The organism is Nocardia sp. NPDC005825 (assembly GCF_040630175.1).
Lineage (GTDB): Bacteria > Actinomycetota > Actinomycetes > Mycobacteriales > Mycobacteriaceae > Nocardia.
In genome coordinates, this window is the sequence record NZ_JBEXXC010000004.1 from 208863 (window position 1) to 232392 (window position 23530).

Here is a 23530-nt window from a genome sequence, read left to right on the forward strand (position 1 = left end):
GGGAGGCAGACGTCCGGCGGAGCTCAGCCCTGCGGCGGGAAACCGCCGCCCGGCTGCGGCGGGAAACCACCCGGCTCGAGGCCACCCGGCTGCGGCGGGAAACCACCTGGCTGCGGCGGGAAGCCGCCGTGCGGGGGCATGCCGCCCTGGGGCTGGAAACCACCCTGCTGCGGCGGGAATCCGCCCTGCTGGGGCGGGAAGCCTTGCGCGGCGGCCTGATAGCCGAAGTCGTCGGCCACCATGGCGGCCAGCTCCAGCAACGCCCGGCGGGTGGGCTTGCCGACCAGCTCGAGGTCGATCTCCGCGCCCTCGGCCAGGTGGTCGTCGAACGGGACGACCTGCACGGCCCGGGTGCGGTCCAGGAACAGCTTGCGCAGCTGGTCCAGGTCCACCGTCGAGGAGCCCTTGCGAGAGGCGTTGACCACCACCACGGTTCGCTCCACCAGCTTGTGGTAGCCGTGGTGGTCGAGCCAGTCCAGGGTGGCCGAGGCGCTGCGCGCGCCGTCGATGGCCGGGGAGGTGACCAGCACCAGCGAGCTCGCCATATCCAGCACGCCGGACATGGCCGAGTGCATCAGACCGGTACCGCAGTCGGTCAGGATGATGTTGTAGAACTGCTGCAGGATGCCGATGGCCTTGCGGTAGTCCGCCTCCGAGAACGCTTCCGACACGGCCGGATCCTGTTCGGAGGCCAGCACTTCCAGCCGGCTCGGGGCCTGCGAGGTGTGCGCCCGCACATCGGAGTACCGGCTGATGTGCCCGTCCTCCAGCAGGTTTCGCACCGTGGAGCGGGTCTGCCGCGGCACCCGGTGCGCGAGCGTCCCGAGGTCGGGGTTGGCGTCGATGGCGATCACCCGGTCACCGCGCAGCGACGCGAAGGTGGAGCCCAAACCGACAGTCGTGGTGGTCTTTCCGACGCCGCCCTTGAGCGACAGGATGGCGATCCGGTAGTCGCCGCGCACCGGCTGGTTCACCCGATCCACCAGCTGCCGGTACACCACGTCCGCGGCGGACTCACCCGGATTGATGACACCGCCCGACGCCTTGTGCACGGCGCGCCGCCAGCCGCTGCCCGGCGCGCGCCGGGCCCGCTTCAAGAGATTGAGGTCATTGACCGAATGTCCGGGCGGCGGCGGCTGCTGACCGTACTGCTGCCCGAACGAGCCCGGCTGCGGCGGAATCCCCTGCTGCTGCTGGGCATTCCAGCCCGGCTGGAAACCGACCTGCGGCTGCGGCTGCTGCGGCGGCGCGGCCGGGGGCGGCGACCAGCTGTAGATCGGCCCGCCCGGCTGATCGTTGGAGGGCGCGAACTGCCCCGGCTGTCCGGGACCGCCGAAGTGCCCCGGCTCCACCGGTTCACCCGGCTGCTGCTCGGGAAACACCCGGCGCACCATGCCGTCGCTGCCGATCTCCTGCCGGACCTCGCCGTAGGGCGTCTGCTCGCGCACCTCGCCGATCGGCGGAAAACCGCCCGGCACACCGGGATTCGGCGGCGGGGCGAACTGACCGGCGTCCGGCGGCGGAAAGCCGCCCGCGGGCGGGAATCCCGGCGGGCCGTACGGTCCGGGCCCGCCCGGCGGGAACGGATTGTGGCCATCGGCCGCGAAGGGATTGTGGCCGTCCGGCCCCTGGGGTCCCGGGAACGGCCCGCCATTGCCGGGATACACCACGGTCTGGTCGATCGAATCCGGTACCGGCGGAAAGAATCCGGCCGCCTGCGCCTCGGAATCGGATTCCTTCGCCTCGGCGGGCCCGCCCGCTTCCACCTCGTCGAGGATGTCTTCGACGTTCTCCGCCACGATCGGCTTCGAGGTCGAATTCTGATCTTTCGTAGTCACGTGTCCCCCATCTGCTCGACAGCTCGAACAGAGAGCTCGGCGCTATTGCGACCCAACGCTAGCATTGTTGACCCGCCCGGACGCGGCGAGGCAATACCGCCTCCCCGCGACTTCGGCGCACAACTGAGAGCCGCCGACACTCCTGCATGCGTGCCTGCGTTGGGTGCCCAAACCATTTTGGACGTACCCGGTGAGTTACCCCGATCGTCACGAAATCAGGCGTTGCGTTCGCGACGATCGGGGCGCGTTGTCAGGCCTTACGGGCAGCGCGGTTGACCGCCGAGACCACCGCGCGCAGTGAGGCGGTCGTGATCGAGGTGGCGATGCCGACGCCCCAGGTGACCTGATCGCCGATGGCGCATTCGACGTAGGCCGCGGCCTGGGCGTCGTCGCCGGAGGACATGGCGTGCTCGCTGTAGTCCAGCACCCGCACGTCGTAGTCGATGGTGGCCAGCGCGTCGACGAAGGCGGCCAGCGGGCCGTTGCCCTCACCGGCGATGGCGTGCTCGACACCGTCGACCTTGACCACGGCCTCGATGTGGTCGACGCCGCCGTCGGTCTCGGACGCGGTCACCTTCTGGCGCATGCGCTCCAGCGGCAGGATCGGGGTCAGGTACTCCTCGGAGAAGACGTCCCACATCTCCTTCGGGGTGACCTCGCCGCCCTCACCGTCGGTGATCCGCTGTACGGCCTGCGAGAACTCGATCTGCAGGCGGCGCGGCAGCACCAGCCCGTGATCGGTCTTCATGATGTAGGCGACGCCGCCCTTGCCGGATTGCGAGTTCACCCGGATCACGGCCTCGTAGGTGCGGCCGACGTCCTTCGGGTCGATGGGCAGGTACGGAACCTCCCACACGATGTCGTCGACGTCCGCGCCCTGCGCGTCGGCGGCGGCCTTCATGGCGTCCAGGCCCTTGTTGATGGCGTCCTGGTGCGAACCGGAGAAGGCGGTGTAGACCAGGTCGCCGCCGTAGGGGTGGCGCTCGGCGACGGGCAGCTGGTTGCAGTACTCGACCGTGCGGCGGATCTCGTCGATGTTCGAGAAGTCGATCTGCGGGTCCACGCCGCGGGAGAACATGTTCATGCCCAGCGTGACCAGGCAGACGTTGCCCGTGCGCTCGCCGTTGCCGAACAGGCAGCCCTCGATGCGGTCGGCGCCGGCCTGGTAGCCCAGTTCGGCGGCGGCCACGGCGGTGCCGCGGTCGTTGTGCGGGTGCAGCGACAGCAGGATGGAGTCGCGGCGGGCCAGGTTGCGGTGCATCCACTCGATGGAGTCGGCGTAGACGTTGGGCGTCGCCATCTCCACGGTCGCGGGCAGGTTGATGATCAGCGGCTTCTCGGGGGTCGGCGCGATGATCTCGGAGACCGCGTCGCAGACCTCACGGGCGTATTCCAGCTCGGTGCCGGTGTAGGACTCGGGGCTGTACTCGTAGCGCCAGTTGGTGTCGGGGTACCGCTTCTCGACCTCCAGGCACAGGGTGGCCGCGTCGGTGGCGATCTTCTTGATCGCGTCCCGGTCCGCGCGGAAGACCACGCGGCGCTGCAGGATCGAGGTCGAGTTGTAGAAGTGGACGATCACGTTCGGGGCGCCGGCGCAGGCCTCGAAGGTGCGCTCGATCAGCTCCGGGCGGGACTGGGTCAGCACCTGGATGGTGACGTCGTCCGGTACCGCGCCGTCCTCGATGATCTCGCGGACGAAGTCGAAGTCGGTCTGCGAGGCGGACGGGAAGCCGACCTCGATCTCCTTGTAGCCCATCCGCACCAGCAGGTCGAACATGCGACGCTTGCGGGCGGGGCTCATCGGGTCGATCAGGGCCTGGTTACCGTCGCGCAGGTCCACGGCACACCAGCCGGGCGCGCGGTCGATGATCTTGTCCGGCCAGGTGCGGTCGGGCAGCTCGACGGGCTCGACCTCCTCGGCGAACGGCCGGTACCGGAACACCGGCATCGAGGAGTTCTTCTGCTTGTTCCACGCCGGCTGGTCGGCGGGCGCGGGCTTGGACGGCACGGTGATGTTGCGCGTACCGGAAACGAAAGCGTCAGCGGGTGACATGGCGATTTATCTCCGAGGGTGTGGCTGGATCCCAGGTTTTGGGTAGACCGGCATGGCAGATCCCCGCGGCGGGAGCCGGTCCGAATCAGACCCCGTCGCGGCGGCCGAGGAGAAGTGCCCGCTGCATGATGTCCACGAGTTTACAGGGGCGCGATAGACGCCTGGAAGCAGGGGAGGCGAGGGCCACATCGTCGAGTGTGTCACTCCGGGGACGGGGCCGGGCCGACATCAGGAGAGATAGGGGCCCTATCGGGCGCGATAGGGGCGGTACCGGGCGGGATCGGGGCGACGTCGACGGAGACGGTGATGGTCGATTCGCGGGCGTCGGTATAGATGATGCCGCGCAGTGGCGGGACGTCGGCGTAGTCGCGTCCCCAGGCCACGGTGACATAGCGGTCGTCGGCGAACTGGTCGTTGGTCGGGTCGAAGCCGATCCACCGGCCCGCGCCGCCGGGCAGCCAGACGTCGGCCCAGGCGTGGGTGGCGTCCGCGCCGACCATCCGTTCCTTGCCCGGGGGCGGGTCGGTGGAGAGGTAGCCCGAGACGTAGCGGGCGGCCAGGCCCTGGGAGCGCAGGCAGGCGATGCCGAGGCGGGCGAAGTCCTGGCAGACGCCGTGGCGTTCGGCGAAGACGTCGGCGACGCTGGTGCTGACCGTGGTGGAACCGGATTCGTAGGCGAAGTCGGTGTGGATGCGGGTGGTCAGTTCCCGGACCGCGTCCAGCAGGGGGCGGCCGGGCGGGAAGGATTCGGCGGCGTAGGCGGCGACCTCGGGGGTGATCTCGGGCGGGGTCAGATCGAGGGTGAATTCGACGGCGAGCGGGCCGTTCCCGGCGCCGGGGCGGGCCTGCTCCCAGGGCGGTTGCGCGGCGGGAACGGCGGGCGGGGCGACCTCGACCAGGGATTCGCCGGTGACCTCGAGGCGGCGGTGCCCGGCGGTGACGTGGAAATAGAGGGTGGTGTTGCCGTATACGTCCGCGCCCACCGACCGGTCCGACGGCACCGGGTCCACACGCGTGTCATGGGCGAGCAGGCGCTGCCCCGGGAACTCGCGCGGGGTGAGATACGCGCGGCCGTAGGAACTGCTGACCACGTCGGAGTACTCGTAGACGGTGCGGTGCAGCACCCGGTAGCGGCGCATCAGCCCACCACCCGGGCGGTGCCCCAGAGCGGCTGGATCTCCGAGGGCACCGACAGCCGGGTCGCCTCGAAGGATTCGGCGAGCTTGCGCAGCCGCAGGTGGACGCCGTCGAGCAGGTCGGCCAGCTCGGCACGGCGGCCCTCGGCGTCGACCGCCTCCAGGTCGGCCGGATCGACGCGGCGCAGCATGCGCTGGGCGTCGGCCAGGAGTCGTTGCGGGCGGGCGGATCCGGAGGCGCCGGGCAGCGCCTGGAAGTCGTCGTCCAGGCGTTGCAGCTGGTAGGCCAGCGAGCGCGGATTGTGCTCGTCGAACAGCAGCAGGCCCGCCACGGCGGCGATGCGGACCGAATCGCGGTGGCGGCGGCGGTAACTCACCGCGGAGACGGTGGCCTGGAGGACGGCGTCGGTGATCACGCGCCCGGCCTCGGGCGGATGGTCGCCGGTGAGCGCGGAACTCATGAGCGCGGCCAGTGCGAGGGCGCGCTCCAAGCGGCGGCCGATGTCCATGACGTGCCAGCCGGTGTCGCGCACGGTCGACTCGGCGTCGATGCCGGTCAGCGACAGCAGCGCGGACAGGGCGCGGGAGTGCACGGCCGACAGGGCCGCGCCCCGATCACCCAGTGCGTCACGGTATTCCGACAGGGCGCGGTCCAGGGAGCCGAGCACCATCCAGGTGTCGGGCGAGAGTTGATCGCGGACGGCGCGGGCGGCCTTGGCGTAGCGCTCCACGGAGAAGGCGACCGAACCGGTGACATCGCGGTCGACGGTGAGCGAGACCAGATAGTCGTGATCGCGGCGGGAGGCGCCGGGCAGAGCGATCGGGACGGTCGGTTCGTCGGAGTACTCGCGGCGACGGGAGATCTGCGCCGCGCCCACGGGCTCGGGCAGGGACTGCGACTGTCCGGGCTGCGCGGCGGATCGCGATGACGTCCCCGGGCGCGCTCGCGACGTCGCCACCCCAGGCCGCCGCCTACTGGAGCGGTCGGTCGAATCCTCTTGCACTGGTACCGGTTTGACGACGGCCCGGGTCGGCGCGGGCAGCGCGGTTCCGGTCATGCGGGCCAGCGCGTCCATCAGGATCGGCATGGCCTCCGCGCCCTCCATCCACGGCCGATAGCGGTAGTCCTGATGCCGGTCGTGGATGGCGGCGAGCAGGCGCACGGTGACCTCGGCGCGTTCGCCGTAGCGGCCCAGCCAGAACAGGTCGTCGAGGACGCGCGGCGAGCTGACCACATCGACGGGGGCGACGGCCACCACCAGGCGTTCGCGTTCCTCCGGCACCTCGACTGCGGGCACGGCCGGGACCTCCGCGGGCGTCGCGCGCACCCAGACGTCCTTGGCGGCGGCCTCCCCCACCATGCCGTCTGGACCCCCGCGCTGGTGCAGTTGCCCCAATCCGCCCTGCATGACGCGGTATCCGACCCGACCGGCCAGCGAGAACAGCCGGACCGCGACGGGCGCGGCGACCAGTCCGCCCGAGCCGTCCACCGCCGGGGCGACGGAGAAATGGGCGGGTTCCTGCCCCACCCATTTCCAGCCCTCGGCCTCCACCCGGGCCCGCCACTGCGCACGCTGGGCGGCGGTGAGGACCGGCCCGAAGACGGTGGAGCCGTCGACGGTGGAGCGCAGGATCAGCCGGTGCAGGTTGGCGGTCAGGTGAGAGCGTTCGGAATCATCACCACCCCAGTAGGATTCGACACCCGGCAGCGTGAGTTCCTCGTCCAGTAGCCGTCTCGACAGCCGCGGCAGGAACGGGGCCAGCCCCGGATTCTCCAGCAGCCCGCTGCCCAGGGTGTTGACGACCGTGACCGCGCCACGGCGCAGCACCTCTACCAGACCGACCACGCCCAGCCGCGAATCCGCGCGCAGATCCAGCGGATCGGAGAATTCGGCGTCCACCCGGCGCAGCACCACGTCGACGCGTTTCAGGGTGCCCAGTGATCGCATCCACAGGCGGCCCTCGCGGACCACCAGGTCGGCGCTCTCGACCAGCGGAAAGCCCAGCACCGATGCCAGATACGCCTGATCGAAGGCGGTTTCGGAATGCACGCCGGGGCTCAGCACCACGACCACGGGGTCCTCGTCGGCGGCGCGGGGCGCGGCCTCGATGAGCATCAGCCGCATGGCCCGCACGAACGGGGTGAGCGGACGCGGGCTGGCCAGTTCGAACGCCTCGGGAATGGCGGCGGACACGACGCGGCGGTCGGCCAGCGCGTAGCCCGCGCCGGACGGGGCCTGCGCCCAGTCGGCCAGCACCCGGAAGCCGCCGTCGCTCCAGCGGCTGACATCGCAGGCGTGCAGGAACAGTTGATGCCGTCCGGGCAGCGAGATGCCGTGCGCGGCACGGACATACCCCCGGTTGGCGAAGACCAGCTGCGGCGGCAGCAGGCCCTCGGTGAGGGTGCGGCGTGGGCCGTAGACGTCGGCGAGCACCGCGTCGAGCAGCCGGGAGCGTTGCACCACACCGGATTCCAGGGCCGCCCACTCGGTGTCGGAGAGCAGCAGCGGGATCGGGTCCAGCCGCCACGGCGAGGGAGTGGCGGGTTCCGCGGCGGGGGTCAGTTCGGTATAGGTGATGCCGTCGTCCTCGACCAGCCGCCGGACCCGGGTGTCGATGCGCCGCAGCCCTTCCCGGCCTTGGTCCAGGACGTCGGCGGACAGGTCCGCCCACATGCCGCGCAGGCGGCCGTCCCGGTCGGCGAGTTCGTCATAGTAGCCGCCGGTGGCGAGACCGCAGGCGTCGCGGGCGCCGGTGTCGGCCGCAGCGGCGCGGTAGTTCGCGAATTCCTCGAGCACCTCCCGGCGCGCGGCCAGGGCGGTCCACCGGTCGGGTTCTCCCGGCGTGGCGTCTCCGGGCGGCACCGCGTCGAGCACTGTCACCGCAACCACTTCCCCGGGTATGCCTATCGATCGCCGACGTTCGGGTGGGACCGCGGACCGTCGGCCGTGCCCCACACGGTCCGCGCCCGGCGCAGATCGAGTATTCCGGGCGCGCCCACGTCCGTCGCCTGTATGGCCATTCTGGCACGCACATCGGCGAGATCGACCGGACCCGGAGTGTGCCCGGCGGATTCGAAGCGCCGGTTGCGCCGCGATTGCGCCACCACCGCGTTCACCGGCGGCCCGGCGTAGAACATGCCGCCGGGATGGCTCACGTGATAGGTGCAGCCGCCCCGCGACAGTCCGGTCTCCAGGTCGATCACGTCGAAGACCAGGGGCGCGTCCACGGTGATGGTGGGGTGCAGGGATTCCGGCGGCTGCCAGGCGCGATACCGCACGCCCGCCACCTGCACGTCCGCGCGTCCGGCCGGGACCAGCGGCAGCGGGAAGCCGTTGCAGGTCACCACGTATCGGTCCCGATCGGCGCCGGTGACCCGCACCTGCAGCCGCTCCACCGACGAGTCCACGTACCGGGCGGTCCCGGACGCGGTGGTCTGCTCACCCAGGGTGTTCCACGGTTCGATCGCGCCGCGCAGTTCCACTTCCATATCCCCGAGTACCACCGTGCCGAAGCGGGGAAAACGAAACTCCGAGAACGGATCGAGCCAACTGGTCTCGAATTCGATACCGTGCGCGCGCAGATCGGCCGCCACATCGGCGATATCGGCCTGCAGGAAATGCGGCAGCAGATAGCGTCCGTGCAGATTCGCGCCGTGCCGGATGAGCGGGGCCGTGTACGGATGCTCCCAGAACCGCAGCACCAGCGCCCGCACCAGCAGCGACTGCACCATGGCCATCCGGAAGTGCGGCGGCATCTCGAAACCCCGCAACTCCACCAGACCCAGTCGGCCGCGCGCCGAATCCGGACTGTAGAGCTTGTCCACACAGAACTCGGCGCGATGGGTATTGCCGGTGAGATCGGTGAGCAGATGCCGCAGGGCCCGGTCCACCGCCCACGGCGGCGCGACGGACTCCTCGGATTCGTCGGCCGTCGCGGCCCGGCTCAACCGCGCGATCTCGGCGAACGCGATCTCCAACTCGTAGAGCGTGTCCTCTCGGCCCTCGTCCACCCGGGGCGCCTGGGAGGTCGGCCCGATGAACCGGCCGGAGAACAGATAGGACAGCGCCGGATGCCGCTGCCAATAGGTGAGCATCGAAACCAGCAGATCCGGCCTGCGCAGCAAGGGGGACCGCGCGGGCGTCCGCCCACCCAGCGTGATGTGATTACCGCCCCCGGTCCCCCGATCGGTGCCGTCCACATCGAACGCCTCGGTGCTCAACCGCGCCAGGCGTGCCTGCTCGTACAGGTTCTCCAGCAGCCGCGACTGCTCGCCGAACCCGGTGGTGGGCTGCACATTCACCTCGAGCACGCCCGGATCCGGGGCCAGCGACAGCGTGTGCAGCCGGTCGTCCACCGGCGGCGGATACCCCTCGAGAACGATCGGCACGCCCACCGCGACCGCCGCTTCCTCGACCCGGCGGACGAGATCGCAGAAGGCCCCGAATTCCGCGATCGGCGGCAGGAAGACGGACAGCTGTCCGTCGCGGATCTCGGCGACCAGCGCGGAGATGGGCGCCCGCTCGGCGGACTCGACCACGGCCGCGGGCTCGCCGACCGCGAAGGGCTTGCGGGGCGCGAACGGATCCGCCTCCGCACGCGGCGGCGGCGCGTTCCAGGTGACCGATCCCAAGGGCAGCCGCAATCCGGCCGGAGAATCGCCCTCGGTCAACATGATCCGGCCGCGCCGCAGCCGCCAGTCCGCGCTCGCCCAGCCCGCCTCGTCGGCGCGGCGATACAGCGACAGCACGTAGGCCACGGGCTCGCCGACCGTGGTGTCGAGGCGTTCCAGGAGCTCACGGCGGGCCCGAGCCGAATCCCGGCTCGGCACGAGATCCTCCTCCGCCCCGACCGGATCTCCCGACGGTGCGGCGACTTTCGCTGCCATCCGGCGTAGCGGATCCTCGAAGGCCGGCCTGACCTGTGTGTCCGGCAGGCCCAAGCCCAGGGCGATGTGGCTGATCAACGCACGCGCGGCCCGGGTGTCGGTGGGGCCTGGCGCATCGGCGTCCGTCGGGGAGGGGTGCGTCAGGAGGTCGGGGCGGCTCCAGAGTGGTTCATCGTCGTCACGCCAGGTGAGGGCGATTTCCCAGCGCGGCAAGGGTTCTCCGGGGTACCACTTGCCCTGTCGGTACTGGATCAGGCCGGTGGGGGCGTAGATGCGGCGGAGGCGGTCGGCGAGGTCGGTGGCGCGTTCGCGTTTGGCGGGGCCGTCGGCCTCGGTGGTCCATTCGGGGGCGGTCTGGTCGTCGACGGAGACGAAGGTGGGTTCGCCGCCGATGGTGAGGTCGATTCCGGCGGCGGTGGTGCGGGCGTCGACCGCGGCACCCGCGGCGCGGATGCGCTGCCATTGGGAATCGGTGTAGGGCAGGGTGACCCGGGGGTCCTCGTGGATGCGGCGGACCGTGTTGGAGAAGTCGAGGGTGGCGGTGACCGGGTCGGTGGCGCCGGTGATGGGGGCCGAGGACACGGGGTGCGGGGTGGCCGCCAAGGGAATGTGGCCCTCTCCGGCGAAGAGTCCGGAGGTGGGGTCCAGGCCGACCCAGCCCGCGCCGGGGAGGTACACCTCGGTCCAGGCGTGCAGGTCGGTGAAGTCGGCGGGCGGGCCGGAGGGGCCGTCCAGAGACGGGACGTCCTGGGCCAATTGGATGAGGTAGCCGGACACGAAGCGGGCGGCCAGCCCGAATTCGCGCAGGATCGAGACCAGCAGCCAGGCCGAGTCGCGGCAGGAGCCCAGGCCGGCGCGCAGGGTGTGGCCGGGCGTCTGCACGCCCGGCTCCATGCGGATGGTGTACGCGACGTCCTGGCGCAGCGCCTGATTCACGGCGATCAGGAATTCGATGGTGCGGGGCCGGTCGCGCGGGGTGTGGCGGCGCACCCAGTCGCGCACGAGACCGCCTGGCCCCGTGTCGTTCTCACCGTCCGCGACCGGCCGCAGGTACGCCTCCAGGTCGGCGGCCAGTTGCGGGGAGTACTCGAACGGGAAGTGCTCGGACCGATCCTCGACGAAGAAGTCGAACGGGTTGATGGCGTCCATGTCGGCGATCAGCCCGACCACGATGGACAGTTCCGGCGTCGGTTCGTGGAAGACCAAGCGCGCCAGGAAGTTCCCGAACGCGTCCTGCTGCCAGTTCACCCAGTGGTTGCCCGGCGTCACCCGCATCGTGTACGCCTCGATGGCGGTGCGGGTGTGCGGGGCGGGGCGTAGCCGGACCACGTGCGGGTGGACGCGCACGGGGCGGTCGAAGGAATAGGTGGTGCGGTGTTCGAGGGAAACCTTGATCCCCATCCGTCCAGTTCACCACGGCGGGCCCCCGGCACGCGGGAGTTTTTCCGACAGTTCGGACGACACGCGGTGTCCTCCCGCGCTTGTCGGTGGCGAGTGTTATCACCATAGGAACGGCTGAAGGAGGTTGCGGTGCATCCTGCGGGTTGCTCACTATGCGAATCGGCCCTCGATCACTGTCACGGGACATTGATCGTGCACGCCGCGGGTCCGGTGGAATGCACCGAATCCGAATGCTTCGACACCGACCGGGCCCGGCACGTGTTCGTGGCCGACTGCGGTGACGCGGCGGGCGGCTGCGCCTGCGCGGAGACCGGGCGGCGGACCCGCGCGGGCTAGCCACTAGCCTGGCCGGGTGAGCTACGACCTCGTTCTGCTGCCCTCCGGCGTCGCGTCCTCCCCCACCGAGGTGGACGACCACCTGACCGGGCAGGAGGGCCGCCCGGCCGGTGCGGCGATCACCGAGATCGCGGCCGAGCTGGACAAACGCAATACGGAGCTGCCCGAGGTCGACAGCTTCCTGGGCGCGCCCGCCGCCGACGGCGTGCTCGGTGACGCGCTGTTCGTGTCCACCCAGTACGACGCCATCGGGCACACCCGCTCGCTGCTGTTCGAGCTGGGCACGCCGCGCGGGTACGCGGTGTGGGATCCGCAGCTGTCCTGGCTGGCGGATCCTGCTGGATCGGTGGCCGCCGCGGTCACCCACGGCGGGGCCGGCGAATTTCCTTACCTGACAAAACAACTGGTGGACCTGTGGATTCCGGAGCTGGGGCAGCCCGGTCCCTATCTGATCGCGGAAACGGCCGATCAGGTCTATATCCAGACCTATCGCCACCCGGACGGGCATTACGACGTCGAATACCGGGACGGGTCGCCGGACAAGCATTTCGCCACGACCGCGAACGACCCGCGAATTGTCGCCGACCTGATCTGGGGCTGGGCGACCGGAGATCGTTCGGGATTCGATGCCCTGGACTGGCAGCGTCTAACGTTCTGACCAGAAATAACGGGAAGATTTCAATTTCCGGTTCCAACCCCCCACAATGTGCGGCGCGGCGGTGAGGGAAAGCTAGCCTTCAGTTAGTTCGACACAGGGCTAATTGCACGCGGTGTTCCGGGTCGACGCATTATCACCGAGGCGAGGAGCGAAAGATGAAGCTACGCCCGTCCCTGAAAACCGGGACCTTGCGTAAGGGCCTGGCAGTTGTGGCGGGTTTGGCGGCCACCTTCGCCATTGCCTTGGCTTTACACGCCAGTGGCGCCGGCGCCGATATCCCCCGCAACGTGCAGCACATTCCGTGCCCGCAGCCGGCGGCACTGCCCGCACCGCCGACCTGGACCTGATCGACTCCCGGGGGTTCCCCCCGAAACCCCCGGACCGGCTATAGCGCGCGACGGCCGGAAAGGGCGCGGCCCAGGGTCAATTCATCGGCGAATTCGAGATCGCCGCCCATGGGCAGGCCCGAGGCCAGACGCGTCACGCTCAGGCCCGGGAAGTCGCGCAGCATACGGACCAGATAGGTGGCCGTCGCCTCACCCTCGGTATTCGGGTCGGTGGCGATGATGACCTCCGACACGTCCACCCCGTCATCCTGATTTCCGATGCGGGTCAGCAATTCCCGGATACGCAACTGATCCGGGCCGACGCCCGAGAGCGGATCGAGTGCGCCGCCGAGCACGTGATAGCGGCCCCGGAATTCGCGGGTGCGCTCGATGGCCTGCACATCCTTGGGTTCCTCGACCACGCAGATCATGGTGCGATCGCGGCGCGGATCGGCGCAGATACGGCACAGTTCGCCATCGGAGACGGTGCCGCAGACATTGCAGAACCGCACCCCGTCGCGCACCTTCTGCAGGGCGGATTGCAGCCGGTCGATCTCCGGCGGCTCCACCGACAGCAGATGGAAGGCGATGCGCTGCGCGCTCTTCGGGCCGACGCCGGGCAGTTTGCCCAGTTCGTCGATGAGATCCTGAACCGGACCCTCGTACACCTACCCAGCCCCGCTCAGAGTCCGGGCAGCGCGCCGCCGAGACCGCCCGCGAGCGGGCCCAGCCGCTCGGCGGCCAGGTTCTGCGCGACGTCCATGGCGTTGTTGAGCGCGCCGATGATCAGGTCCTGCAGGGTCTCCACATCCGAGGGGTCGACCACCGCGGGATCGATGGTCAGCGACAGCACCTCGCCGGTGGCGCGGATCTTGGCCCGCACCAGGCCGCCACCGGCCTCGCCCTCGACCTCGGACTCCGCGATCTCCTGCTGCGCGGCCATCACCGCCTGCTGCATCTGCTGGGCCTGTGCCATCAACTGCTGGAAATCGAAACCTTCACCGGGCTGCACGGCGCGTCCTTCCTGGGGGATGGTGATCGCACCCCAGCCTAGTCGCCGACACGCGACGGTTCGCTTGACTCTCCCCTCGCTGGAGGGTGTTCGCTGAAAGCATGACGGCAACGGTTCCGATCGGTGAGTTCTCCCGGCTCACCTACCTGACCATCAAGACGCTGCGGTACTACCACGAGATCGAGCTGCTGGAGCCGGTCGCGGTGGATCCCGGCTCGGGCTACCGCTTCTACTCGACCGCCCAGGTGGATCAGGCGCACCTGATCAAGCGGCTGCGCGAGCTGAACATGCCGCTGCCGGAGATCAAGGCGGTGATGGCCGCCCCGGATCAGCCGGCGCGGGACGCGGCGATCCGCGCGCATCTCGAGCGGATGGAGGCCGAGCTGGTGCGCACCCGCGACGTGGTGGCCTCGCTCAAGGCGCTGCTGCTGCCGGCGGACCGGATCAGCGTCGAATACCGTTCCATCACAAGCCATCCCGTGATCGCCATGTCCGCCGAGGTGGCGCGCGAGGACTGCGACCAGTGGTGCGACCACAGTTTCGGGACGCTCTACGGCAGCCTGGCCGCGGCCGATCTGGCGCCCGCCGGGCCGGGCGGCGCCACCTACGCGCCCGCCTTCTTCGAACACGACCGCGGCGAGGTGGTCACCTTCGTGCCCATCGACCCCCGGCATCGGGACCGCTTCGCCCCCGGAACGGTCCTGGACCTGCCCGCCCGCCGCTTCGCCATCGCGGTGCACGCGGGCCCGTTCACCGAATTCGACCGCACCTACGGCGCGCTGGGCAGCCACGTGGCCGAACACGACACCGCGCTCGCCGAACCCGTGCGCGAGCTCTACCTGGTGGGTCCCGGCGACGCCGAACCCGCCGACTACCGCACCGAAGTCTGCTGGCCGATCGGCCGGCTCTGAAAAGGAGAGAACACATGGCACTGTCCCTCGGGAACATCACCTTCGACTGCGACAACGCCGCCGAACTGGCGGGGTTCTACGCGCAGCTGTTCGAGCGTCCCGTCGACGACGGCGCGACCGAATTCTTCGCCACCATCGACACCGCGGCCGCCACGCCGACGCTCATGTTCATCAAGGTGCCCGACAAGAACCCGGGCAAGAACGTGGTGCACCTGGACCTGCACTCACCCGACCAGCAGGCCGAGATCGCGAAGGCGGTCGCGCTCGGGGCCAAGCATCTCGCCGACTTCGACGAGTACGGCGTCAAATGGGCGACGCTGTCCGACCCCGAGGGCAACCTCTTCGATATCGCGCAGGATCAGCGCTAGGCCAGTTCCCGCTTCAGGTTCTCGAGCACCTCGGCCTGGATCTTCTTCAGGCCGAGGGGCGCGAAGATGCCCTCGAAGATGCCGCCGATGCCGCCCGCACCCTTCCAGGTGGTGCGCACGGTGACCAGCGAGCCGGAGCCCGAGGGGGTCACGGTCCAGGCGGTGACCATGGAGGAGTTCGAATCCCGTTCGGTCACCATGGAATCGGAGACCGAGATGGCCGCGCGCACATTGCGGGACCGCTTCTCGGTGGCCTGCAGCGTCCACTCCGCGACGGTGCCCGCGCCCTGGCCGCCCTCGACCACCTTGTAGTCGCGGTAGTGCGAGGAGAGGATCTTCGGCCGGACCGTTTCGTAGTCGGCGATCGCGTCGAGGGTGCGCTTCGGATCCGCCGCGACGACGATCGAACTGGAGGCGCTGACCTGTCCCACCATGTGCTCCTTAGTGATTGCGGGCTGACCGGCACTCTGCCCTGTTACCGCTCGGTCATGCTACGCGGCACCTATCCTGGGTGACATCTCTCGGGGGAGGACGCCGCCCATGACACGCCTCGCTACCTGGCTCCGGCTCAATATCGACGCGGTGGTCGCCATCGTGATCGCGATCACCGCCGTGATCGTCGAGTTCATCGACAAGAACACCAAGCTCGATCCGGTGAGCAATGCCATCCTGCTGGTGCTGAGCCTGCTCGCGGTGACGCTGCTGCGGGACCGCAACCGGATCGCCCGCCTGGTCGGCGAGACCGCGGCGGTGCGCCTGCTCTACGGCGCGGAGGTGGATCAGGCGCACGCGCTGGCCCGCCGCGACACCGACAACTGGATCTACAAGGGCGGCACCGGAACCTACCTGCGGGCCACCACCCTGCCGTTCTTCCTGGGCCGGGTGCGCGCCGAACAGCACCTGCTGAATCTGCGGGTCGAGATCCTCGACCCCGGCGACGAGCAGCTGTGCGAGGTCGAGGCGCAGCATCGCAATTCCTTGCAGCCGGGCGGCGACGCGACCGGGCGGCCGTGGACCACCGACCGGATTCGCAAGCAGTCCTTCGCCACCGTGGTGGCCTGCTCCTGGTACCGGGCCCAGTCCGAGCTGCTGACCATCGAGCTGGCGCTGTCCTCGGCGGTGTCGACCTACCGCTGGGACATGTCCGACAGCGTGGTCATCACCAATCAGCGCGGCTCGAACACCCCGGCGCTTCTCTTCGAACGCGGCAAGACCCAATACTCCGACCTCACCCGCGAACTGGCGTTGAGTTTCAAACAGGCCCGCCACGTTCCGCTGGGCCGCGACAGCGAGCTGCGGCCGCCCGCCGAACCGAGCATCGCGCAGGTGCGGCGGCTGCTGGAGCGACTGGCGCTGCCGCTGCCCGCCGTGTACACCGACGACGACGTCACCGAGATCGTGGAATACGCACTGCGACCGTCCAATACGTTCTAGCCGGTGAGCAGCAGGCCCGCGGTCGCGGCGGTGGTCGCGGACACGGCCAGCACCAGGCCGGTCAGCACGAAGCGGCGCATGGGGACCCGCACCTCGTGGGTGCGGCAGAACTCCAGGCAGAGCAGGGTGGCCAGCGAGGCCCACGGCGTCACCACCGGACCCACATTGGTGCCGATCAGCAAGGCCAGCAACTGATCCCGGCCGCCGTGCACGACCGCCTCGCCCGCGGTGTAGGCGGGCAGATTGTTCACGATATTGGACAGCGCGGCCCCCGCCCCGGCGGCCCGGAACACCCCCGGCCCGCTGGTGTCCTCCCCGATCAGGTGTTCCATCAGCGTCGAGAGCCCGTAGCGCGACAGCGTCGGCACCACCAGGAACAGGCCCGCCACGAAAACCAGCAGCTGCCACGGTAACAACGACGGCCGCAACGCCGACCGGTCGCAGATCGCGAAGGCCAGCACCGCGAGGGCCGCCGCCACCGTGGCCGCGATCCCGATCCGGTCCCCCACGAACGGAATCGCCAGCACGAACAGCGCGCACGCGCCCCCGGACGCGTACAGCAGCACCCGTTCCCGCAGATCCGCGGGCCGGATCGGATCCGGCACCACATACCGGTCGGCCCCGCGCTGCGACCGCCGCCAGTACCACCACCACAGGCACACCATCGTCACGGCGATCGACAGCAGCTGCGGCAGCCACATGCGCGCCGCGAACCCGGTGGCGTCCAAGGCCACCCGATCCGCGGCCAGCAGATTGGTCAGATTCGACACCGGCAGCAGCAGACTCGCCGTGTTCGCCAGCCACAGGGTGGTCATGGCCAGCGGCAGCGGCGGAATCCGCGCGGGCGCCGCCAGCGCGATCATCACCGGCGTCAGCAGCACCGCGGTCGTGTCCAGGTTGAGCACCGTCGTCGTCACCGACGCGAACAGCACGCACAGCAGGAACAACCCGGCATAGTTCCCGCCCGCGATGATCGCCAGCCGGTGGGCGATCACATCGAACACCTTGGCCCGCCGCGCCAGATTCGCCAGCACGATCACGCTGCCCAGGAACAACAGCAGCGGCGCGATCCGCCGCATATTGTCCGCCGCCTCGGCCCGCGGCAGCAGCCCGGTCGCGACGCACAGCAGTCCGGCCAGCAGCAACCCGATCCGAACGGAATCCAGGACGCCGGGCCTCCGGCGCACGGCCGAGCCCGCCCGGGCGGGCGGTGAACCGGAGTCCTCTTCGAGCATCGGTCAATTCTCGCAGGGCGAGGCGGACCGCATGATCTGAGAATTCGGAAAGAGGTCAATTCGATTGGCGGCGGGCTGGTTTGGGGAGCGGGATACTGGGCGGTGTGACGGCATGGGGTGGGCGGTTACTTTTCACGAGTTATTCGGCGGCCGACGAACGATGGGCCATCTGGCTGGGATGGCTGCTCGAACATGCCGAGGGGCGGTACCGAACCCTGGTGTCGTCGTGGGACTTCGATCCGGCGGCGAACTACGGGGAGTTCGTCCAGCGGGGAGTGCGCGAGGCGGACCTGGTGATCGCGGTGCTGACCCGCGACTACGTGTCCTCCCGGCACGCGAACCGGGAGTGGCAGGCCGCGCTGGACGCGGATCCGGGAAAGCTGCTGGCCATCCGGGTCAGCGACTGCTCGCTGGAATGGCTGCCGACCGGAGTCGCCTGCCTGGACCTGTTCGGAGTGACCGACGAGGCCGAGATGCGGCGGGAGGTGCTGGACCGGGTCGAGCGGATGCTGTCGGAGCGGTGGACGCCGCGGCGGCGGGCGGACCCGCGGTCGGACGACTTGTGGTCCGCGGCACCGGAACCCAGGCCGCCGGGCCGCCGCCCGCTGTCGCCACCGGCGTTCCCGGGGGACATGGCCGCGGCCCGCACCAATGCCGGGCTGTCCATCCTGCATATCGGCGGTCCGCGGTTCGGGCGGGCGTCGGCAGATCTCCCCACCGATCCGGAGGGTCTGCAGTCCCACATCTGGGGCGCGGTCACCGAACTGGTGGATCGGCAGGCCCCGCCGCCGGATCTGATCGTGGTCAGCGGTGATCTCACCGAATCCGCGCATCCGACCGAATTCCGCAAGGCCACCGCGTTTCTCACCGGTCTGCGGGTGCTGCTCAAACTGGAGCCCGACCGGCTGATCGTGGTCCCCGGCAACCACGACATCTCGAAACTGGCCTGCCGCGCCCACTTCCTGGACTGCGAGGCCAACGACCGCCTGCCCCGCGCGCCCTACTTCGCGAAACTGCGCCTGTTCGAGCAGATGTTCAACACCCTCTACCGCGGCCTCGACCATCTGGTCTTCGATGTCGGCCAGCCCTGGACGCTGTTCCCGATCCCCGGATTGCGCCTGGTCGTAGCGGGTTTCAACTCGACCATGGCCGCCACCCACCGCCCCGAGGACGACTACGGCGCCCTCGGTGACGAACAGAAGGACTGGTTCGCCGAGCAGCTGCGCGCCCAGGAGGCGCAGGGCTGGTTCCGGCTGGGCGTGCTGCGCCACGATCCGGCCCCCGGCCCGAACACCTCGCCCTACGACGCGGGCGTGCTGCGCGACGCCGAACGCGCCTTCCGCCGCCTGGGCCCGCGCCTGAACCTGCTGCTGCGCGGCCCCGGCCGGGCGGGACGCTCACTCGCGCACCCGGGCGGCACGCTGCCCGTGCTGGCCGCCCCCGCACCGGGTCAGGCCGAACTGGTCCACATCACCGATGCCGGACTCACCCGTTACCGCTACGACGAACCGCTGGAGACTCCGGTCCCGCAGGCCCTCACCTGGACGAATGCCGTTGTGGCACTGGAGCGCCGGGCCACCCGGGAACTGCCCGCTCCCCCGCCCCCGCCCCACCGCCCGGAACTGCGGGCGAGCGAGACCGCCCGCCCGCACGACATGCTGCTGGAGCAGGTCGCCGAGGTGTGCGAGGTGCGCTATCCGGGCGCACGGATCCGCCGCATCACCGCCGACCCGCACTACCTGCTGGTCACCGTGAATTCCGAGCCGGTCATCGAACAGCTCATCATCGGCGCGCACGTGGGCGAGGTGACCGGCCAGGTCCTCGACGCCTTCCTCGGCCCCGAACCGCGACCGGGCTCCCAGCTCATCTACCTGGGTCCCGCCCCGAGCCGCGAACTCTCCGACCGGGCGGCCGCCGAGGGCGTGCGGATCCGCAGCTTCACCGACTTCCAGGGCATGGTCGAGCTCGGCGACTACCTGCGCAAACAGTCGGCCCGACTGCGCGACGACCCGGCCTATCCGCCGGAACTGTATGTGCCGCAGCGCTTCCGCATGCTGGCCCCGCGCGGCCGCGAGGTGCAGAACGATCTGGTCGCCGAACTCATGAACCTGGTGACCGCCGCGGACGGCCGATTCGTGCTGCTGCTCGGCGATTTCGGGCTCGGCAAGACCTTCGCGCTGCGCGAGCTGACCCGCCGGATCGCCGAGACCACCACCGGCCTGGTGCCCATCCACATCGAGCTCCGCGAACTGGATCGCACCAGCTCCCTGGACACCCTGCTGGCCGCGCACCTGGCCAACAACGGCGAATCCCGCATCGACCTGCGCGCCCTGCGGTACATGCTGGAACAGGGCCGGGTGGTGCTGCTGTTCGACGGCTTCGACGAACTGCTCACCCGCCTCAACTACGACAGCGCCGCCGAGCACATGGCCACGCTGTTGCAGGCCGCGGTGGGCCGGGCCAAGGTCGTGGTGGCCGGGCGCACACAGCATTTCAAGTCCTACGACCAGATCGCGGCGGCCCTCGACACCCGCGAGGACCCGCACCCGGACCGCTACATCCTGAGCGTGGAGAACTTCACCGACGAGCAGGTGCACGCCTTCCTGGTCAACCGGTACGGCCCGAGCGGCCCCTCGGCCGACGCCCGCATGCGGCTGCTGCGCGGCATTCCCGGCCTGCTGAAACTCGCCTGCAATCCACGCATGCTGAGCTTCATCGCCGACCTCGACGAACAGCGGCTGCGCACCGCGGCCGGGGCCCGCCGCATCATCGGCCCCACCCGGCTCTACGAGGAGATCCTGACCAGCTGGCTCACCTACGAGATCGAGCGCTCCCCCGAACGCGCCAGCTCCCAGCCCACCCTGGGCCTCACCGAACTGTGGCTCGCCGTCACGTATTTCGCGCTGCGGGTGTGGGAGAACGGGCGGCCCTACCTGGATCTCACCGAGCTGACCGAGGTCGCGCAGGCCGCCGCGCAGGAGATCGACGCAAGCCGGCTCAATGTGGCGCAGTTCGTGCACGCCCTCGGCTCCCGCAGCCTCATCGTGCGCACCGACGACAACCGCTTCGGCTTCATCCACTCCTCGGTGCGGGACTGGCTGGTGGCCAAGGCCATCGCCACCCAGCTGGGTGCGGGGGTCGCCGAACCCGCGCCGCCGGCGCAGGCCCAGCTGGAACCCCTCGCCGTCGAATTCCTCTGCGATCTGGCCGAAGTCGAGCTACTACAGGCCTGGGTCGAACGCATCCAGGACGATCCGGACCAACACGAGATCACCCGCACCAATGCCGCCCGCGTCGCGGCCCGGCTGCGCATCGGCCCCGACAAGGACCTGCGCGGCCTCGACCTGTCGCGCGAGGACCTGTCCTTCCGCAATCTGCGGCAACTCGATTTCACCGGCGCGAACATGACCGCCACCCGGCTCACCGGCGCGGTGCTGGACCAGGCGGTCCTGCGCGGCGTCCGACTGGTGGGCGCGCAACTCGACCAGGCCTCCCTGGTCGGCACCGACCTCCGCGGAGCGGATATGACCGAAGTCCAGCTGACCAGCGCCAATCTCCAGAACGCCGACCTGCGCGGGGCCCGCCTGCACCGGGCGCACCTGGATCAGGCCTCGCTGGTGCGCGCCGATCTGGGACGCGCCGACCTGACCGGGGCCCGCCTGGCCCGCACCGACCTCACCGGCGTGCGCGGCGAGGGCAGCCGCTGGACCCGGGCCGCGCTGCTCGACGTGATCGGCCGTCCCGCCGGGACCGATCTGGCCGGGTCCGGCCGCGTGCCCGGCACCCCGCCGCTGACCGAGTTCGCCCCCGCCGCCATCGGCGTCAAGCACGGCGTGGACGCGCAGAGCGGACGACTGCCGCGGCCGCTCGCCTACAGCCCGGACGGCGGCACCATCGCCGTGGGCTGCGACTCCGGCAGCGTGGTCGTCTACGGTGCGGACACCGGGCGCACCCTGCGCACCCTGCACGGGCACCGCGACCGCACCTTCGCCCTCGCCTATACCGAACAGGTGCTGGTCACCGGCTCGGCCGACGGAACCGTGCGGATCTGGGACGCCGCCAGCGGCGCGATCAAGGCGGTCCTGACCGGACACGAGAATTGGCCCTGGCCACTGGAAACCGATACCGCCGGAACCCTGCTCGCCACCGGCGACGCGGCCGGGACGCTCCGCGTCCGGCGACTCCCCGACGGCGAAATGCTGCACGAACTCCCGCCGCCGGACGGCCGCCCGCAACGCATCTACAGCCTCGCGTTCCACCGCGACCGGCTCGCCGCCGCCTATCACGATGGGACCGTGCGGATCTGGCACCTGGGCACCGGGGCCGAGCTGTGTGGCTTCCGGGCCGCGCCGGGACCGGTCCGCCGCGTCTGCTGGGATCCGATGGGCACACTGCTGGCCGCCGGAGGCGCGGACGGCGTACTCGGACTGTGGGATCCGGCCACCGGAACCCTGGTCCACGACCTGTCCGGGCACGAGCACATCGTCTACACGATCGCCTTCCATCCGACCGAACCCATCCTGGCCAGCGGCGATCTCGCGGGCGGAATCCGGCTGTGGGACACCGGCACCGGCACGCAGCGGCATCACCGCACCGAGCACGGCAACGCCCGCATCCACTGGCTCGGCTTCGATCCGGCCGGTGACATGCTGGCCTCCGGCGACACCGCGGGCGCGGTCTACGTGCGTGACGGCCGCACCGGCGCGCCGCTGCACAAGCTGACCGGGCACACCGGATCGATCTGGCCGTTCGCTTTCCGGCCCGACGGCACCCAGCTCGCCATCGCCGACGACCAGTTCGCGCTGCGGGTCTGGGATCCCGCCACCGGCGAACGCCTGCACACCCTCAACGGGCACGGACGGCACGTGCGCGCGGTGTCCTTCAGCGCGGACGGCGCCTTGCTCGCCGGTTTCGGCAACGACGGCAGCGTCCGGCTCTGGGACGCCGCCACCGGGCGGCTCACCCGCCGGCTGCAGGGCAGCGCGGACGGGCTGATCACGGTGGAATCGGGGGTGTTCAGCCCGGCCCGGGCCACCCAGCTGGTGACGGTCGGCAATGCCGGGCGGCTGCGGGTGACCGATATCGGCACCGGCGAGGCCGAACGCGAGATCACCGTCGACTCCGCGCCGGTGTGGGCCATCGCCTACGACCCGACCGCCCGCTTCATCGCCACCGCCAACGACGACGACACGGTCACCCTCTGGACCCGGGAAACCGGTGGCGAGCACGCGATCTGCGCCGAGCATCGGGGCCGGGTGCGCTCGATCGCCTTCGACACCGCGGGCGCGACCATGGCCACCGGCTGCGACGACGGCCAGATCCGGCTCTGGGACGTGGAATCCGGGGACCTGCTCGGCACGCTGTCCGATCCGGTGCCGAGCGGGGCGGGCGGGCACCGCGTCTACGGGGTGGTCTTCCACGGCGACCGGGTGGCCGGGATCTCCTGGGACGGCACGGTGCGCATCTGGAGCCTGGCGGGCGGTCCCCCGCTGCACCGGCTGAACCTGCACCGCGGGCGACTGTGGTGTGTGGCGGTGGACCCCGGCACCGGCACCCTCGCCACGGCGGGTGACGACCTGGTCATCCAGCTGTGGGACATCAGCACGGGCGCGCACCTGCACACCCTGCACGGGCATCGGAACCGGGTGCGCTCCTTGGCCTTCGACCCCTCCGGGCGACTGCTGGCCAGCGGCGGCAATGACGGCTCGATCATGCTGTGGTCACTGTCCGAGGCGGCGCCGGAGCCGCGCGCCACCCTGCTCGGGCTGCCCGAGGGCTGGGCGGCGTTCACCCCGGACGGCCGCTACAAGACCGAAGGGCTGACCGCCGGCCAGTTCTGGCACGTGATCGGCATGTGCCGTTTCGAGGCCGGCGAATTGGACCCCTACCTGCCGCAGATCCGGCAGGTGGAGCTCGACGACCCGCTGTGAGCGG

At 70.3% G+C, this 23530-nt stretch carries 16 protein-coding genes; 7 read left to right on the plus strand and 9 right to left on the minus strand.

Translation table 11 applies throughout. The features are described 5' to 3' along the window. Nucleotides 1–23 precede the first annotated feature (23 nt). The 5 genes from ABZ382_RS13275 to ABZ382_RS13295 all read right to left on the minus strand — a co-directional run bounded on the left by ABZ382_RS13275 (nt 24) and on the right by ABZ382_RS13295 (nt 11316). Complete coding sequence (locus tag ABZ382_RS13275) at nt 24–1838, minus strand: MinD/ParA family protein (protein WP_357087840.1); 1815 nt, start codon at nt 1836–1838, stop codon at nt 24–26. Nucleotides 1839–2088: 250 nt separating this feature from the next. Continuing rightward, complete coding sequence (leuA, locus tag ABZ382_RS13280) at nt 2089–3891, minus strand: 2-isopropylmalate synthase (protein ID WP_357087843.1); 1803 nt, start codon at nt 3889–3891, stop codon at nt 2089–2091. A gap of 200 nt (nt 3892–4091) precedes the next feature. Continuing rightward, nucleotides 4092–5030, minus strand: a complete 939-nt coding sequence (locus ABZ382_RS13285; RefSeq protein ID WP_357087845.1) for a transglutaminase family protein — start codon at nt 5028–5030, stop codon at nt 4092–4094. Then, on the minus strand, nt 5030–7909 hold the full coding sequence (locus tag ABZ382_RS13290) for a circularly permuted type 2 ATP-grasp protein (protein WP_357087848.1): 2880 nt from the start codon (nt 7907–7909) through the stop codon (nt 5030–5032). The genes ABZ382_RS13285 and ABZ382_RS13290 overlap by 1 nt, the downstream gene beginning before the upstream one ends. A 23-nt stretch (nt 7910–7932) precedes the next feature. Then, nucleotides 7933–11316, minus strand: coding sequence for a transglutaminase family protein (locus ABZ382_RS13295; RefSeq protein ID WP_357087851.1), 3384 nt, complete (start codon nt 11314–11316; stop codon nt 7933–7935). 129 nt (nt 11317–11445) lie between these two features. On the opposite strand from ABZ382_RS13295, the gene ABZ382_RS13300 reads away from it, so the two are divergent. The 3 genes from ABZ382_RS13300 to ABZ382_RS13310 all read left to right on the plus strand — a co-directional run bounded on the left by ABZ382_RS13300 (nt 11446) and on the right by ABZ382_RS13310 (nt 12657). Continuing rightward, nucleotides 11446–11652: a hypothetical protein gene (locus ABZ382_RS13300; RefSeq protein ID WP_357087853.1), complete on the plus strand. Its 207-nt coding sequence runs from the start codon at nt 11446–11448 to the stop codon at nt 11650–11652. Between the two features lie 16 nt (nt 11653–11668). Further along, on the plus strand, nt 11669–12310 hold the full coding sequence (locus tag ABZ382_RS13305) for a hypothetical protein (protein WP_357087855.1): 642 nt from the start codon (nt 11669–11671) through the stop codon (nt 12308–12310). 155 nt (nt 12311–12465) lie between these two features. Continuing rightward, a complete protein-coding gene (locus tag ABZ382_RS13310; RefSeq protein ID WP_357087857.1) occupies nt 12466–12657 on the plus strand; it encodes a hypothetical protein in 192 nt (63 codons plus the stop codon). A gap of 38 nt (nt 12658–12695) precedes the next feature. Here ABZ382_RS13310 and recR read toward each other — a convergent pair whose 3' ends face one another. Further along, nucleotides 12696–13304 (minus strand): recombination mediator RecR, encoded by a 609-nt coding sequence (gene recR, locus ABZ382_RS13315; protein WP_357087859.1) that lies wholly within the window; start codon nt 13302–13304, stop codon nt 12696–12698. A 14-nt stretch (nt 13305–13318) separates the two neighbouring features. Then, nucleotides 13319–13648, minus strand: coding sequence for a YbaB/EbfC family nucleoid-associated protein (locus ABZ382_RS13320; RefSeq protein WP_357087860.1), 330 nt, complete (start codon nt 13646–13648; stop codon nt 13319–13321). 101 nt (nt 13649–13749) lie between these two features. Between ABZ382_RS13320 and ABZ382_RS13325 the strand changes: the two genes are divergently transcribed. Beyond that, nucleotides 13750–14559 carry a MerR family transcriptional regulator gene (locus tag ABZ382_RS13325; RefSeq protein WP_357087862.1) on the plus strand — a complete coding sequence of 270 codons (810 nt, stop codon included), beginning with the start codon at nt 13750–13752 and terminating at the stop codon, nt 14557–14559. Nucleotides 14560–14573: 14 nt separating this feature from the next. Next, on the plus strand, nt 14574–14927 hold the full coding sequence (locus ABZ382_RS13330; RefSeq protein WP_357087864.1) for a VOC family protein: 354 nt from the start codon (nt 14574–14576) through the stop codon (nt 14925–14927). On the opposite strand, the gene ABZ382_RS13335 is transcribed toward ABZ382_RS13330, so the two are convergent. Then, complete coding sequence (locus ABZ382_RS13335; RefSeq protein ID WP_357087866.1) at nt 14924–15358, minus strand: SRPBCC family protein; 435 nt, start codon at nt 15356–15358, stop codon at nt 14924–14926. The two genes, ABZ382_RS13330 and ABZ382_RS13335, sit on opposite strands and share 4 nt — an antisense overlap. A 109-nt stretch (nt 15359–15467) precedes the next feature. On the opposite strand from ABZ382_RS13335, the gene ABZ382_RS13340 reads away from it, so the two are divergent. After that, nucleotides 15468–16361, plus strand: coding sequence for a hypothetical protein (locus ABZ382_RS13340; RefSeq protein WP_357087868.1), 894 nt, complete (start codon nt 15468–15470; stop codon nt 16359–16361). On the opposite strand, the gene ABZ382_RS13345 is transcribed toward ABZ382_RS13340, so the two are convergent. Further along, nucleotides 16358–17596 (minus strand): SLC13 family permease, encoded by a 1239-nt coding sequence (locus ABZ382_RS13345; RefSeq protein WP_357087871.1) that lies wholly within the window; start codon nt 17594–17596, stop codon nt 16358–16360. The genes ABZ382_RS13340 and ABZ382_RS13345 overlap by 4 nt on opposite strands. Nucleotides 17597–17700: 104 nt before the next feature. Here ABZ382_RS13345 and ABZ382_RS13350 point away from each other — a divergent pair, with 104 nt between their 5' ends. After that, nucleotides 17701–23526 carry a pentapeptide repeat-containing protein gene (locus tag ABZ382_RS13350; protein ID WP_357087873.1) on the plus strand — a complete coding sequence of 1942 codons (5826 nt, stop codon included), beginning with the start codon at nt 17701–17703 and terminating at the stop codon, nt 23524–23526. The last annotated feature ends 4 nt before the right edge of the window (nt 23527–23530 follow it).

Coding starts and splice junctions, on each gene's coding strand:
- leuA (WP_357087843.1), bottom strand. CDS start 3,891: ATGTCACCCGCTGACGCTTTCGTTTCCGGTACGCGCAACATCACCGTG.
- ABZ382_RS13285 (WP_357087845.1), bottom strand. CDS start 5,030: ATGCGCCGCTACCGGGTGCTGCACCGCACCGTCTACGAGTACTCCGAC.
- ABZ382_RS13295 (WP_357087851.1), bottom strand. CDS start 11,316: ATGGGGATCAAGGTTTCCCTCGAACACCGCACCACCTATTCCTTCGAC.
- ABZ382_RS13310 (WP_357087857.1), top strand. CDS start 12,466: ATGAAGCTACGCCCGTCCCTGAAAACCGGGACCTTGCGTAAGGGCCTG.
- ABZ382_RS13325 (WP_357087862.1), top strand. CDS start 13,750: ATGACGGCAACGGTTCCGATCGGTGAGTTCTCCCGGCTCACCTACCTG.
- ABZ382_RS13330 (WP_357087864.1), top strand. CDS start 14,574: ATGGCACTGTCCCTCGGGAACATCACCTTCGACTGCGACAACGCCGCC.
- ABZ382_RS13340 (WP_357087868.1), top strand. CDS start 15,468: ATGACACGCCTCGCTACCTGGCTCCGGCTCAATATCGACGCGGTGGTC.
- ABZ382_RS13345 (WP_357087871.1), bottom strand. CDS start 17,596: ATGCTCGAAGAGGACTCCGGTTCACCGCCCGCCCGGGCGGGCTCGGCC.